This window comes from Nonomuraea monospora, from assembly GCF_039531895.1.
Classification (GTDB): Bacteria; Actinomycetota; Actinomycetes; order Streptosporangiales; family Streptosporangiaceae; genus Nonomuraea; species Nonomuraea monospora.
This window is the reverse complement of record NZ_BAAAQX010000053.1, coordinates 1-15430: the sequence shown is the minus strand read 5'-3', so window position 1 is coordinate 15430 and position 15430 is coordinate 1. Positions and strand designations below refer to the sequence as shown.

The 15430-nt window shown below is 63.6% G+C and carries 9 protein-coding genes; 2 read left to right on the top strand and 7 right to left on the bottom strand.

Features of this window, described 5'->3' with window-relative positions:
* Positions 1 to 14: 14 nt before the first annotated feature.
* Both ABD331_RS55050 and ABD331_RS61200 read right to left on the bottom strand, forming a co-directional pair.
* A complete protein-coding gene (locus tag ABD331_RS55050) occupies positions 15 to 5663 on the bottom strand; it encodes a DNRLRE domain-containing protein (protein ID WP_344494568.1) in 5649 nt (1882 codons plus the stop codon).
* Between the two features lie 2309 nt (positions 5664 to 7972).
* Positions 7973 to 9094: a YDG/SRA domain-containing protein gene (locus ABD331_RS61200; RefSeq protein ID WP_425566277.1), complete on the bottom strand. Its 1122-nt coding sequence runs from the start codon at positions 9092 to 9094 to the stop codon at positions 7973 to 7975.
* Positions 9095 to 9719: 625 nt separating this feature from the next.
* Here ABD331_RS61200 and ABD331_RS55045 point away from each other — a divergent pair.
* Complete coding sequence (locus ABD331_RS55045; protein WP_344494566.1) at positions 9720 to 9992, top strand: hypothetical protein; 273 nt, start codon at positions 9720 to 9722, stop codon at positions 9990 to 9992.
* Here the strand turns inward: ABD331_RS55045 and ABD331_RS55040 are convergent.
* From ABD331_RS55040 to ABD331_RS55025, 4 genes are all read right to left on the bottom strand, one after another.
* Complete coding sequence (locus ABD331_RS55040) at positions 9958 to 10413, bottom strand: hypothetical protein (protein WP_344494564.1); 456 nt, start codon at positions 10411 to 10413, stop codon at positions 9958 to 9960. The genes ABD331_RS55045 and ABD331_RS55040 overlap by 35 nt on opposite strands.
* 494 nt (positions 10414 to 10907) lie before the next feature.
* Positions 10908 to 11465, bottom strand: coding sequence for a GNAT family N-acetyltransferase (locus ABD331_RS55035; RefSeq protein WP_344494562.1), 558 nt, complete (start codon positions 11463 to 11465; stop codon positions 10908 to 10910).
* A gap of 11 nt (positions 11466 to 11476) precedes the next feature.
* Positions 11477 to 11614 (bottom strand): hypothetical protein, encoded by a 138-nt coding sequence (locus ABD331_RS55030; protein ID WP_344494560.1) that lies wholly within the window; start codon positions 11612 to 11614, stop codon positions 11477 to 11479.
* 219 nt (positions 11615 to 11833) lie between these two features.
* A complete protein-coding gene (locus ABD331_RS55025; RefSeq protein WP_486348513.1) occupies positions 11834 to 12499 on the bottom strand; it encodes an NsdA family TPR-like regulatory protein in 666 nt (221 codons plus the stop codon).
* Between the two features lie 126 nt (positions 12500 to 12625).
* On the opposite strand from ABD331_RS55025, the gene ABD331_RS55020 reads away from it, so the two are divergent.
* Entirely contained in the window at positions 12626 to 14317 is a 1692-nt protein-coding gene (locus tag ABD331_RS55020; protein WP_344494556.1) for an ISL3 family transposase, read from the top strand.
* Here the strand turns inward: ABD331_RS55020 and ABD331_RS55015 are convergent.
* Positions 14213 to 14893 (bottom strand): DUF3307 domain-containing protein, encoded by a 681-nt coding sequence (locus ABD331_RS55015; protein ID WP_344494553.1) that lies wholly within the window; start codon positions 14891 to 14893, stop codon positions 14213 to 14215. The genes ABD331_RS55020 and ABD331_RS55015 overlap by 105 nt on opposite strands.
* Positions 14894 to 15430: the final 537 nt, after the last annotated feature.

The window sequence follows — 15430 nt, the reverse complement described above, 5'->3', positions numbered from 1 at the left end:
ATTTACCTGTGCCGCTACGATACGCCGTCGATCGTACAGGTGGCAAGGTTCATATTGTCCGGTGCCGGATGGGCTGCGACCATCCCCGGCGCTCCGCTGTGCGGCGTGCCCTGCCCCTGGCGGATGACATCCACCCAGTAGGAGTCGAGGTCCAGGACGCGGTTACGCTCATACCACATCCGCATCGCGCCGCCTTGCGAGCAGTTGTCCGGACCGGGAATGATGGCGACCGAATAGTTGTAGCCGGTATTCCGTCCGCCTGCCCCCTCATAGGTGGTGGCGAAAGGGTACTCGTCACAGCTGTCCGGTTTTACGTAATCGCGAATCTTCTTGCATTCGGGGATTGCGATATCACGGTTGGCCTTTTCCACGTCATCCTTCGTGGTCCGTCTGAGGCAGGTGAAGGCGCACGAGGGCTGATAGGGCATAAATCCGCCAGGTATTTTCTTGGGTGACCCGCTTCCCACCTTGGGATAGGTGATTTGTGAATTATAGAGGGCGGTCCAGACGTGCTGCGCGTGGAACACTCCTGCGGAGTAGTTCTCATCGAAGATGAGAACCGGCCGTAGGGTTGTCAGGACGCATCCTCCCATATTCGCCTTGAATTCCATCGAGCTGTCACACCGGAAGGTGTGACGCTTGCCAAGGTCCTCTCTGACCCACATAGCGTGTGTGGTATACCGGACATTCGGATTGATCGAGCATGAACTGATTTTGTCAGGATCCGGAGCGTTGTCGTCTCCCGACCTGTCGAGAATGATTTCCCGGATATTTCCGTCTGCCCAGTCCCCCACCTCATCGTGGATACCATCTGGCTGGTCGCTAGTGCAGCCTGTTGGTCCCGCGAAGACCCGCATCCAGCGGTCGTCCCAATCGTCCAACATGGATCCCGTGGCCTTCACAGGCCCCATCTTGATCTGCATTCTTATCTGCCGGCTGCCGAGAGACCGACCGATCGGCACATCGCTGGCCCGAGCTTTGGTCGCGTTCGCGTTGGTGTACTTGTGTCCCACGTACGAGTGAACGGCGATGACCATTTGGGCTGTCCATCTACCGGCCTCCCATTGGGCGCCGGGGACTCCCTTGATGTCTCGCTCGCCGACCAGGTAGGAATAGCAGAGTGAGAAGGGGCCGCTATTGGCAACAGCGCTGGGACGTTGAGGTGGAATCTGCTGACATCGATCAGTGGAAATGTGTCCATAGGGAAACTTTTTCCGGGCTGCCGTCGCGTTCACTGTTGCGGTTTTCTCTTCCACGCTAGCGGAACGAGTTGCAGGCTGGTTCCTGATGGCCGCGTAGATGGCGCCGATCTGCGCGGCTGAAGCGGCCTTCTGGTAAACAAGAACCTCATCGAGGTCACCCACCATTGCGGCACCTAGCTGCAGCGGACCAACCGCATTCCAGGCTGGGAAGCCGAGTTGCGCGGTCTTCACCTCTGTTCCGTTGAGATAGAGCGTAACCTTGTTTGCTGCGGCGTCGTAAACGCCCGCGAGATGGAACCACTCATTGACCGGCGGCTCGACTCCAGAGAGCGCGCCCTCAATCGTTGCCTCGTTTTCGTCCGCCTGTGTCAGTTTGAAGATCAAACCATGGTCAGGATCATTACCGATGCTGAATGACGCGGCATTGGACCCTCGCTGTTCGAGAACGCGATATGCGCCGTCCTTGTCGTTCCAGCGCAGCCAGGCTGCGACGGTGAAACTTTGGTCCGTGCGTAGTACAGGCCCGGCGCTCTGCGCCAGCGGTGCGACACTCGTGTCGCCTACCTCGACGGTCGCCGCCTGCCACGCCGACCATGCTGATGCGGTGGATGCGGCGGCATTGACCGCCCGCGCTCGCCAGCGCACCATCCAACCGTTGGCGAGTTCCCCAGTCGGAACGGTGACTGAAGCACGGCCACCCGAGGTGACAGAGAGAGAACTGCCCGCCCAGATCTGCCCGGTGCCCTGTTCAGCGGCCGTGGGATCGTGCTCGACTTCGAACTCGCCGGTGAGGTCGCCCCCGATAGTGTCGGCGACCGTGGCGGCCAATTGCGGCGTGAGTGAAGTTGTCACCGTGGTGCCGTCCACGGTTTGTGCCGGTGTGATGGTCGGGGCGGAAACGGTCGGCTCGGAGGCGGGTCCGCTGGTGGTGATAGTCAGTGTGGGCGGGCTGCCATCCGCGTCGGGGTATTCCGAGGAGGTGAACATGCGGTAGTTGTTGACGTTCGCCTCGCCGGGCGACTTGAGCACCAGGCCGTGGTTGGCGGCGCCGGCCGCCCAGTCCTGCGCGATGCCGGTGACGTTCCAGTCCATGCTGTCCGGCCAGGTGGAGCAGTCGGAATTGACGCCTTTAAAGTTGGTGGACGCGTCCTCCGCGGTGTGCGTGGGCGTGCTGCCCCAGTACATGTTGTCCGGATCCCAGGCGTCGGTCAGGCGGGCGACCTGAATGCCGCGGGCCAGCGCGGGGCCGCAGTTGTGGCTGTCGACAGTGTTCATCGACAACATGGCGCCGGTCACCGTGCTATCCAGCAGGCCCGTGGTTTCGAACTTCAAGTGCGTCCGTGCGATGAATCCGTCCGCCATGGTGCCAGCCATGAGGTACTCGTTGTCGGAATAGGCGGGTGAATCGGTGTCGTAGGTGCTGACGTCAACATCGGCGCTGATCGGCAATGTGACCGCCGCGTCCAGCCGGACCGGATAGGTAGTGTCAGAGTCGGTCAGGAATGCCTGATCCGGCTTGAGTACCAGCTCGGCCTCGCCATCCTTGTCGACAACCTCAGCGTTGACCCCGACCCGTTTGGCGCGCGCCCCCTTCACGCTGTCGTCTCTCATGAACGGTCGCGATTGCAGGGTGGATACTGCGCGATCGCTGCTCTTCAGCAGTAATGTTCCGTTCTTGCCTCTAGACAGCGTCAGATCGCTGCTTTGCAGGGCGATCCTGAGCTCCAAGGACTTGGCCGGAGCCTTGTGCATAACCACCTCTTGCCGAATACCGGTCGGCAGAACAGTGATCACGAGATCAGCACCTGGGCCAGCCGCGTCCACATAAGTCGCGACGTTCCTCTTGACCGATGGCGTAGGCAACGCCGTCGGCCACGACAGAGCGGATACTTGGCCGCCGTCCCGGACCATCTTGAGGTATGGCGCCGTCCCACCCTTGGAGAGTTCAACAAGGGTGCCGGCTCTGGTGGCCTTCGGCTTCAACAACCCATCGCGCTCCACCAGCGTCACGTCGATCGGCACCCACAAACCGTCCTGTTTGGTGCGGACGGGTGTCGTTGTGATCTGGGTTTCGAACGAACCGTCCGGCATGGCGCGAGTGGTGCTCACCTCGGTTGTGTCGTAGCGGACCTCCACCGGCTTGCCTTGCTTCTTGGCCTCTTGAGAGGCTGAAAGGCGCTCGCGTGCCGACATCTCCCGCGCTGCCGAGTCGGACGTCTTACTTGCTGTGGCGGGTACGTTCGTCACAGCGTTTCCGTTCCGACCAGCGGTCCACATGGTGGACTTGCCTAGGCTCGCGTCGTGTCCGTGTCCCGAGGTATCCGCAGCGGTGTCGCCGGATCCTTCGTTGAACCTCCAGTGTCCCTGAGGCGCCGTTTCGGTAGTGAAGGACCAAGAGTAGAGGGCCATCGTGTTGCCTGCGGCATCCTTCGCCCCGGTCACCTCGACAGTGTGCACAGTGTCAGCGGTCAGCGGCGACTGAGGGACGAAAGTCAGGATCTTGCCGGTCGTGTCCATTGCGGTCGTGCCCGCCGCAGGGGCCCCTCCAGGAAGTTTCACCACCATTGCAGCGCCGGTGACCACTTCGTCGAAGGTAGCGCTGACCGACGTACTGGTGGGCGCGTCCACCGCACCGTTGCTTGGAAGGGAAGAGATCACTGTTGGGGGTGTAGTGTCCGGGTCGGGTGTGGGCGTAGGCGTCGGGTACGGTCCATCGTTTGGGTAGACCGCATCGATCAGGTCAAGCCATTCTTGCTCTGAATCCACGTCATCGGGCATCCATGTCCCGTAGGTCGTGTCTTCCATGTAGTAGCCCGGGGAGTTCGCGCGCATTGCCGTGGCTTCCTCGCCGGACACCTCGGGTCCGGTCTGCACGCTGGTCGACGTCGACGTGTTGGCGTCGATTTCCGCTCCCGTCGGATCGGTGTCCTGGTATGGCATAAAGATGCCCTTGACCTCACGCGGTACAGGCGTGTATTCGATCATGAGGGTGGGTGGGTGCCGGAAGCCAGGGTAGGGATCTCCGCTGTATTCGCTGGAGTAGTACTGGCGCCAGTTGATCGTTGCGGTCTCGGGGAGGGCCCGTAGCACTAGCCCGTGGTTGGGCCGGTCGTTTTCGATCCATTCGCGGGCCATGGCGTTGACCTGGTGCAGTAGCGTCTCCTCCTTGGCGCACCAGCTGGAAGGATCGGCTGTGTAGTTGTAGCCGGCCTTGTTCCCGCCTTCGAGGGTGCCTAAGGTTGTGGGCTGGTTGGACCAGCTCAGGGCGCTGGTAGTCCATGAAGAGGTGATGCGTTCGGCCGCGATGCCGTTTCCGACGTTGTCGCCGCACAGTTGGCCGTTGGGGCCGCCGGACTTGTAGTTCCACACCCACAGGTCCGCGTCGAGGACGGTGGCGCCGTCGAGTTCCGGGGCGTCGGTGTTGAACTTGAGGTAGACGCGGGCGGTGTCGGTGGAGGTGGTGCCGGCGCGTAGCCAGCCTTCGGCGGCGTGGTTGCTGCTGGGGTCCTTCTGGTTGACCCAGGCGTCGGTGGGTACGCCGCCGCCGAACCATTCGGAGGCGGCCGCGATGGTTACCGGATAGGTGACCGCCGGATCGGCCAGGAACTTCTCATCCGGAGTGAAGACCAGTTCCGACGTCTTGCTGGATGTTTCCACCCGTGCATCAACCGCGGAGGTCCTGCCCTCGTCGGGGGAGGACTCCACGTTGGCGTCCATCGCGGTCAGCACGATCGGCGCTGCGGCCGCCTTGCCCTTGGCGTCCTTAAGTTGAGGCAGCCCCTGAGGCGTCTTGCCGAAGGCGGTGCCCTCCGGCAGGGTGAGCGGCAGGCGCACGGTCACCGGACCGGTCGGCCGCTGCCGGAAGACCACCTGGGAGATGAAACCGTCGGCTTGGGCCTGCACCACCAGGTCCGCGCCAGGCGCCACGGCGTCGGGGTAGGTGACCGTGTTGCCGGAGACCTTCGGCTCTGGCAGCGCGTGGGACGCTTGCATGCCGCTCGTGCCCTGCTCGCCGTCCGCCAACACCATCTGCTTGGTGCCGCGGCCGCCGAAGGTCAGCGGGGTCTTGACTCGCGTGGCCTGCAGCTTGCCGTCGCGTGTCACGATGCGGGTGTCGATGGGTTCCCAGGCGCCGCTGGTCTTGTTCTTGAGCTGAACGGGGCGGGTGTACAGCTCGGCTCGCAGATTTTTGCCGTCGGGGTTCGCCCACACCTTCATGGTCTCGGTGAACCGTTCGGGAATCTCGACTGGCTTGCCGGACGTGGCCGCCTTGTCCCAGGCGGCCTTGAGAGTTGGATTTGCAGTGGCGCCGGCTTGTGTTGTCGGGGTGGGGGATGGCGTCGGTCCCTGGGCGATCGCGGGCGCGTTCATGAGGGAGAGCGGCAGCGTAAGAACCGCGATCAGGCTCGCGCGGTGGCGCGTCCGGACGGATAAGCCGGACGCCGATCGGCGTTTGTTCACTCGCATCCTTTCGAACAGACGTATCAAAACATGCCGATCTTCACATAAGACCAAACTGAAAGTAAAGATCGTTTCTGGTAACGGGAACGAGATCCTCCGTGATCAACAAGCTGCATGTGCTGGACTCCTCGGCGGGCATCTGTAGGCAGAGCGGACGCTCGACGAGACCGCGGGCAACGAGCGACTAAAGGAGGTGTATCGGCGAGCGGAGATGCGTCGTCAGGACCCGCGTCAGCATGCGCGCGTCGCGGCGTGGATCAGATGTGATTGCGGAGCCGAGATGCTCCGCGAACACGGCGAACACCAGCGCCTCTTGAAGGCGTTCCTGGAGCATGAGGAGCGCAAGGTTCGTGTCCGCCAGATCGGGCGCCGGGCGCCAAGTTCGAGTATGTGGAGAGCGGCTGCGCTCGGCATGGCTACCGGCGTCAGCACCGCGGCGTTCGTCTTCGGGCTGGCCCAGCACAACTCGATGTTGCTCGGTCTGTCGGTTATGGCGGCGGTCGTGATCCTTGCGCCGAGCGTAGATCGGATGTGCAGTTCTGGTTCTCTGCATCGAGAGGTGCGGCGGATTGAGGCCTTGCACATGAAGCGGCAGAACTCGTCTGATGCCAGGTACCACTTCGACCCGACACTGCGCGGGACCGGGCCAAGGCGAAGACAACGCGTTGACAAAAAGCAGGAGCCCGGGCGATTGCCTGGCCATAACGCTCAATCGAGCGGGACGGCCAGTGACCGTCTGGACGGACGGCAACGGCGCCTACTTTTCCGACGGCAAATGGTCCCTGATGGTTACTACGCCGCTCAATCTCGCCTCCAATGAGGCGACGCTTGATATGGTGGCCGGTGGGCGTCGTCGTGCTCGGTGCGTGCTCGGCCGCCCCGGCACATGTCGGCAGTGCCCGGCACTGCAGGACACGTAACTTGTGTGGAAGTGGCACGAACCGTCAGCAGACGGCACCGCGCGACACTTAAAGATCTTGCTTCTAATCCGACGGTCGCAGGTTCGAATCCTGCAGGGCGCGCTTCTCTGGACCAGCACAAAAGAGCCTCTGACCTGCGGGAATGCGGGCCAGAGGCTCTCCTTGCATGTCCGGCTGTCTACGACTCCCACTGATCGTTTGCGGGCGTCCACGCCCAATGCTTGCCCAAGACCCCCGTGCACAGTGCCGGCCGAGGCGTCCATGAGAACCTCGGCGACGCGTCGCTCGGCCGCCTTCACCTCTCTGGCCTCGGGGTACATCAGCATTGTCCCCGGTGTGCTGTTCGGCCCCTGTGCTCATAAAGTGAGCCTGTGGCGGGCTGGGCACCGGGAGATAGGGGCCTGGGTCGGCCCTGGCCCCCGCCTACTTCCAGACCCCAGCTCAACGGCAGGCGCGATGCGCGCCTGCCGGATTGTTCTTGTGAGGATCAAGTTGCGGCGCGCCGCGCCACCGTACGCCCGCCCAGCGTCTCCGGGCCGCGCTGCGGCCGGGAGGCCGGTCGCGGCACGGTCTGTCGCGCGGGGCGTCGTCGCACGACCGCTGCGTCAAGCTGTCAACGCAAGTGCGCCGATCACAGGTGACGCACGATGGCTATGAGAGTCGCAATCGCTAGAGCCAATGTGGACGCTGACAGCGCGAGGAGTCGCAGCCCGATGATCAATCGTCGGGCCTCCATGACAAGCTCCGTCGCAGCGGCAATGACCGCCTTAAGATCACGAACCCGAGTTGTCGTACGACTTGCGAGTGATTTGCGGTTCGATGATCTGCTCCCGGACATACCAATCCCCTTCTTTGAAGGGGCTAGGTTCAGGGAGCCGCAATCTCCCTCGCGAGGTCCCTAGCGCCATATGAAATTTGCTTTGATGGCCTGGTTCCTCCTGGAGCAGACCCCGCACGTGGCAGCGTAGGCGATTCTCTGCTGGCTGGGAAGGCCTCCGGCTGAGGACTCCAACTCTGGGTTGATCGCCGTGTCGAACCTGAGGCCCGAAGGCGACTGAGACGGAAGCCTGATCATCTCGTCCGCAGTGGCCCTGGCCCGCTTCTCCTGCGGGCGGGTCGATGGCAGACGGGTCAATGGTCCGCGTTGGCTTCCTCCTGGAGAAATCGGCGTAGGGGTTTGGGCGCACTCCAGTAGGTCGTCAAACGTCAGGACAACCAGGCGACCACCGAACGTGTCATTCCGCCATGCAAGCCGTTGGATGTCACGCTCTGAAAGAGTAGTCCATCGACCAACCATGACGATTCTTATTGCCCGTTTAAATCTCCGGCAGATTGGCGCGAGCATAAGATGCATTATGGGTGGGCTGTGGTAGTGCACGGAGTTACCTGTCACGCGTGAGAGAGTACGTCCGACGGGTTCTCGTTATCGATCTGAGAGAGCTTTACACGCCAAACTCGCTCACTGCTTTCGTCGCTAGGGTCTGTCCAGCAGGCGCTTACGATGTAGAGTCCGTCGTAACGATAACCTTTTGTGGTGGTAGACTTATGGTCGCCGCTAGTTGCGCTTGCAATAACTTGACGTACTACGCGGACGGGTTTCCCGTGTGAATGACTTACGAGCAAGGACATGTTGAGTGGGCTAAGTGGCTGACGTTCTGCAGGGCGTCTAGGCTCGACACGGTTTGAGGCACCGCGATAGATTATTGAGCGACCTCTGTCTTCAAAATAACCGGAGCCGGACACGATCACCGATTCGGCGCCATCTTGGGTGTTACCGCATATTCCAGCTTGTAGCAGTCTATGTACTCCCGCAGAGGCAAGGTCTCTACGTGAGGAAAAAATTGTTCCGATAGGAATACCCGCGACATGGCCATATGCTCTTACGTGCGTGCGGGGTGCCTGATGCTGCTTCCAACTGTCTGTGGAAGTTGTACGGTGATAAGCTCCACTTGGAGCACTTTGTTGAGGCTCGCCAGCCCATACTCCAAGGTATCTTTCCGCTATCCAAACAGTGTTCGGGGTGGCGAGATTTTCGGCGATGCAGTGCCCATCAAGGATCTCCAGAGATAGCCCAAATTCTTGCCGGGCCCATTGAATAATCTCGTGGCGTTGGGAAACCGGTACGTCTGCCTCGCAGAAGACGTAAATTCGATCGACGGGTCCGCCGCGTATCACCTTGAAGACATCGTTCTTAATTTTTGCAGATAGATTCGCCTTTTGGAGTGTGCATATGAATACGACTGGCCCGCGCTGCTCGATTGAGATGAAGCTTCCAGGAATACCCTGGCTGATATATGAGTAGAAGGTCTCGAAATCTCGCCCTTGGTCGCCTCCAGCGGACACCGGTCCGGTTGCGGGCAAAATATTGTCGGTGATGTAATGTCGCGCAAAGTGCCGACATACATCTTCGAATAGATGGTGCCCATTGGTTGCATTAAGCCGAGAAAGGGCATAGCGGATCTGCTGCTCGATCTGATCTGGAGTCGGGCCAAACCGTGTCACAGCACTCATCTTAGGCTCGGGCACCGACAGGACGCGGCTACCTCTACAACTCCTGCGAGGGCGCGAACGCGTCAACGAGATCCTGATGAGCCTCCACTGGGAGGCACAGATGGGGTACGAAGGCGTTGAGAGTGACCCCTTCTGCAGGGCGCGCTTCTCTCCGTTAGCAGGAAGCAGCCTCTGACCTGCGCAGACGCGTGTCAGAGGCTCTCTTCACATGTCCGGTTGTCTGCGGCTCTCGCTAATCGTGCGCGGGCGTCCGCGCCCAACGCTGGCCCACGGTCGCGCGTGCGGCTGATCATGGCTGGTCGTCCTTGAGAGCCTCGGCTATGCGTCGCTTGGCGGCCTCGTCCTGGCCGACGATGCACTTGGCGTAGATCCTGAGCAGGACTTCGACGCTGTGGCCTGCCCACTCGGCTACTTGGGTGGCGGGGACGCCTGCGTTGAGCCAGGTGGAGACACAGGCGTGACGGAGATCGTAGACGCGTTTGGCCAGTGGTGAGCGTACCTCTCGCGGCGTTAGGGCGTTCTCGCGGGCTTTGCGCCAGGCTCGGCAGTAGGTGATGCTCGGGAGCTCTCCTCCTCGCACGCCGGTGAAGAGTCGTCCTTCGGGGCCGGTGCGGAACTCGGCGAGATGGGCGCGGACGAGCAGTTCAACGTGCCGCCGATCGTCGACGAGAACGGACAGTTGTTGCCCTTCGAGAAGATTGCGCAGAGCAGGGAGGCTCTCCGGAATCTCAACAACTGGCTGATTGCCAACGGATCCGGGTTGACTGACAAGAGCCGCATCGGGGAGGCGACGAAGCAGTTGGACGTGCTGTTCCGCGGAGCCAAGGACGCGGCGGAGGACGAGTGGAAGCGATTCGATGAACTCAGCCGGGCAGAAGGCAGTCGGTCTCGCCGCTGATGACCATGACGTGCTTGGCCGGTGAAGACAGCACGATATGCGTCCTGAACTTCTTGCTGACAAGGTCCTGCATCGTGCGTTGTCCGGGCGCCGTGAGATCGTATTCGGCGACGGTATCGAGAGCGCCGGCCATGACCAGGAGCATCGAGTTCGGATCTCCTGAGCCGATGTCATTCCTTGCTGTGGCCGCGTACGTGCGTTTGACCTTGCCCTCACTGCACGGGACGTCCTTGCCGCCCGGATCTGTGACCTGGACGTCCTTGGCCTGAGCGCCTTCAAAGGTGCGGGTGATGTGCTCCTTGAGTGTCGCGCCCGCTTCGGCAGCCGTCGGCGATTGAGGATTATCCGTCCCCCCGCATCCGGCCAGTACGAAAAGCGCGATTAGGGCCGCCGAAGGCCAGCGCCATGCCGGATTCGTCATCGATTTCCTCCGAAGGCAGGCCAGCATCCGGACAAGTCTCATAATGTTCGGTAGGTCACTGCAAGCCATTCAACAAATTGCTCTAGGAAGCCGATGGCTCCGGTACCCAATCCGCGCCATGCGGAATTACAGCACCTCATCGCCCAGGCCAGGGCGCATGTGGACCGGCTGGAGACGGCACTCGATCCCGCCTGTAACCAGTTCGCGGGCCAGGCCATCTGGGTCGGCCGCACCGCTCAAGGCTTCGCCAGGGAGTTGACCGGGCATCGCGCTCGGGTGCGAGCGGTGGCACGGGCGGTTCTCGCGACCCTAGAAGAGGAGATGCGCCGCACACCATCCGAGGTGTCGCCGGGGGAGGCCAAGAGCCCATAGCCGCCTCATCGAATGCGCGAGCCCTATGAGGCACTCGCAGATCCAAGCGCGGTACGCAGCGGCAGCGGCGCAGTACGTGGTGTGGCCGGCCTTGTTGGAGGAGTCGTGACGCTGCTGGATGGTCAGGCGGCCGGGGGATCCCACTCGGGCGCGAGGATGGAATGGGCGATGGAGTCCCGCCATCCTGACGCAACCTTGAGATGCCCGCGGATAACGCCTTCCTCGACCATGCCGGCCTTGGCCATGACGTGGGCGGACGCTTCGTTGAGGGGACTGCGCGCTCCCCAGATGCGGTAGATGCCGAGCTGCTCGAACCCGAGCCGCAGCAGCAGCCGGACTGCCTCGGAGCCGAGGCCCTGGCACCAGCGGTCGGCGCGGAGGGCGAATCCGATCTGCGCGCTGTTTTGGAGTGGGTGGCCGACGTCGATCGCTATCCGGGCGAACGCCACCAGCTCGCCGTCCGGCTGAACCCCGGCGAGGGAGTACTCTGTGCGGGGTTCGGCCTGGGCCGCCGCCGTCACGCTCGCGATGGTGCGTTCGACCTGTTCCCGGGACCTGGGTTCGAAGCTCATGTGCTCGGCGACTTGCGGATCCCCGTAGATGGCCAGAAGGGCGTCTACGTCGGCCGCGGTGAACTCTCGGAGGGTGAGCCTTGGCGAAGTGACCGTTACCGGGTACATGGACGCCGACCTTAATGGCCGGACGGTAGCGCGCTCTGCACGGGTACTCCGGCGAACTGCTCGATTGCCTGCTGAAGGTCGCTCGCGGTGGAGCCGCCGCGGAAGTTGGGGGCCAGCAGCGCCGAGTGGATGCGTCGGGCGCTGGCCACGACGCCACCGATGCGCTGCTCAACGGGCAGATCAAGGACATCGGTCAGGGCATCGGCGGCGCCGTCGAGTTCGCCCAGATGAACGCGGGCGAGCGCGAGGTCCGCCCGCGCGCCGGCCTCATCGCTGAACGACTGCTCGTCGTCATCGGCGTTCTCGTAAGCGGCGATCGCCTCTGTCGCGGTGTCGGCGGCGCGGCGTTCCTGCCCGGGCAGCCAGACTCAGGCGTCGGCGGCGTAGTAGAGCTGCCGCGGGCGTGCAAACGTCATGATGCCGCCGAACTCGTCCAGTTCGTCCCGCTGGACCCGCTCCCGCGCTTCCTCTGCCTGCGTGATCGCTTCATTGACCCGTTCGGCATGGCCGAGCACGCCCCAGACTCTCGCTGCCTGGGCTGGGAGCCAGACGGCAGATGTACTTGCGGTACGGGCGGCGTACTCGGCTCCCGCGTCGACGTAGCGGGCCGCTTCGTGGGGGTTGCCCGCCCAGTAGGCGATCATGGATTGCAGGACGCGGACCCACGTGCGCAGTCCATCGTGGCCGGCGTTCTCGGCGCATACGATCGCGGCGCGGGCCTGGGTCATGGCCGCATGCGGATTGCCCAGGTCGTGTGATGCCTTGGCCAGCATGCCCGAGATGATCCCGCTCAACAGGTACAGGTCAGCACTTTCGGTGGGTCGCTGACGGCCTTCCAAGAGCCGGAAGACCATGTCCTGAAGCTCCGCCAGGCTGCCCAGGAGGTGGGCCAGTGGCTGCCGGGGGTAGAGCTGCGCGACATGGGCGACCTCGGAGCGGATCTGCTGCAGCGTTTCAGGGCCCTTCCGCGTCAGAGTCAATGGGCTCTTGAGCACTCTCTGGGGAGCGGTCACCTGGAGTGACGTCGAGGGCAGTCTGAAGACCTCTAGGCAAGCCCGGCTGGGTGGAGATTTGGCAACTCGTCGCGTACAGCGACGGCCGTTCTGTGACGATCTTGATCACCAAGACCTGATCATTAAGAATGGACGCGGGGAGTCATCGTGCTGCATCCGGTCACCAGCGACCAGGCTCGTCTGCTGCGTTTGTTGTTCCCGCACCTGGACGGGTTGGATGTCGAGCGGATCGAGGATGCGAGCGGCAGCGTCCGGATCGTGGCCTGTACCGGAACCGAGCTGGCCGTCTGCCCGCGGTGCGCCGCACCGACTGCCCGGGTGCATGACCGGTACCGGCGGTGTCTGCAGGATGTGTCATGTGGCGGGCGGCCGATCCAGGTCGCGTTAGAGGTCCGCCGGTTCGTCTGCGGCAATGGCTCCTGCCCGGTCGCGACGTTCGCCGAACAGGTCGACGGGCTGACCGCCAAGCACCAGCGCCGCACCGTGGGGCTCCGGGGCCTGCTGGAGCGGGTCGCGCTCGCGCTGGCCGGCAGCGCGGGCTCGCGTCTGGCGCGCGCGATGGGCCAGGTCGTCTCGCGTTTCACGCTGATCCGGATGATCCGGGCGCTGCCGGATCCTGAGGTCGGGCAGGTCACCGTCCTTGGAGTGGACGATTTCGCCAAGCGCAAGGGAGCCTCGTACGCGACCGTCCTGCTGGACATGGACACCCACCAGGTCATCGACGTGCTCGATGGCCGGGAGGCAGACACCTTCGCGGACTGGCTGCGTGCGCATCCGGGGATCGAGGTGATCTGCAGGGACAGGGGAGGTTCCTATGCGCTGGGCGCTCGGCAGGGCGCGCCCGATGCTCAGCAGGTGGCTGACAGGTTTCATCTGCTCCAGGACCTGGGCAAGGCGGTGGAGAAAACCGTCATCGCCCACCATGCCGCCCTGCACGACCCCGGCCCCGATCCCGACCCGGAGCACGGGAAGCCCGCGCCGACGGCGGCGCCACACCCCACTGCGCCTGGTGCAGACCTTGCGCCGCCGCCTGCCGATCCGGACGGATACCGTGACGGTGCAGGTCAGCCCCGGCGGCTGGTCGCCCGGCACACCGAGCGGTACGACGCGATCCAAGCCCTGCTGGCCAAGGGGCTGTCGCTCTCGGCCATCGGCCGCGAGCTGGGGTTGAACCGACAGACCGTAGCCCGGTTCGCCCGCGCCGAGAGCCTGGAGCAGGTGCTGTTCAAGGCCACGCACCGCGCCGGCATCCTGGACGACTTCAAGCCCTACCTCCACCAGCGGTGGAACCAAGGAGTCACCAACGCCGCCGCCCTCCATGCCGAGATCAAGGGCCGGGGCTGGCAGGGTAGCGCCGAAGCCGTCCGCGCCTACCTGCGGCAATACCGGCCCGACCCTGCCGACGCCCAGCAGCGGCCCAGACAGGCCCCCACCACCGCCGCACCGCCCAAACCCCGCCGGGTCGTCCGCTGGATCATGACCCACCCCGACCATCTGAGGGACACCGAGGCCGAACACCTCGCCAAGATCCTGGGCCGCAGTCCCGAACTGGCCGCCACCGCCGACCACGTCCGAGCCTTCGCCACCATGCTCACCAAACGCACCGGCCGCCAGCACCTGGACGACTGGCTCACCGCCGTCCGTGCCGACCCGCTCCCCGCCCTCCACTCCCTGGCCAACGGCATCCAACGCGACCACGCCGCCGTCCTGGCCGGGCTCACCCTCCCCTACTCGTCAGGCGCTGTCGAGGGCACCATATGCAAGATCAAATTCTGGAAACGGCTCATGTTCGGCCGGGCCAACCTCGACCTGCTCCGGAAGATGGCACTCCACAACTGAGTCACCGATCGTGACCGCTCCCCAGAGAGTGCTCAAGAGCCCATTGACTCTGACGCGGAAGGGAATCGAGTCCGTCGCCCGGGTTCGGGCCTGGGCGATCCGGTGTTCCGTCGTCAAGGCGGCACCCACCAGGATGCCTGTGCCGACCGCTACCGTGGCCAGGCCGACGACGTCGCTGACCACCACGGCGAGCACCACCGCGATCAGCATCGCGCCGACGTGCAGCGACTGGTCGATCAGGTAGGGCGCCTCCGACCAGTCATGGCACTTCTTAATGTGGATCAGCTGGCGCACGATCCAGCGGCGATCGATGACCGCATGCGTACTGGCCGACACCATGAGTGCGGTCGCCATGCTGATGAGTTCCAACGGCACTGCCACGCACACCACCGCCAAGGCGGCCGCCTGCGTAACGGTGTAGCCGACGACGTGACGTAAACAGGCGCCCCAACCGGTCCACGGAGACATGCCCGCAGCCAGTTGCTCTGAATCCGGAACACTTTTCGCGGCAGCGACGGCGTTGCTCTGCACGACATGATCGCCGAGCTGGTGGCCCGCATACAGGGCGGCGAACATGATCGAGGCGATCGTAGCCGCGGTGGGCACTCGACACGGCGTTTTCCTTCGTCTGTGTTCGATTGAACGGCTGCGGCTGCCGGGCATGCGAGTCTTTCAATGGAGGCGACCACCCGCTGATTTCACCAGGCAGGACGTGGCCCGCCACGCGCTAGCGGTCGGGGCGATCGACACGGGTAGCGACGCGATCCCGGCCTGGGCGGCCGTGCTCGGGCGGCCGGACCGGGACGGGGGCGGTCCTGCTGGACCCCGTCCCGGCTGATGTCCGCTGACGGCGCGGGCCGAGCACCACGAGAGATCCACCGGGCTCGTGAGTCAGCGTTCCTTATCGAGCGCTGATGCCTTGATTCGTGACTTCATACCGGTGGGGAGAAAACTCCCCACCGGTATGGCTGGCTGACGATCAGGCCTTGAGCCAGCTCATCATCGGACGGAGCTTGGCGCCGGTCTTCTCGATCGGGTTCTCGGCCAGCTCCTCGCGGAAGCGCGTGAACTCCTTCTGGCCGCTGTCGAACTCCTCGACGAGCTGCCGGGCGA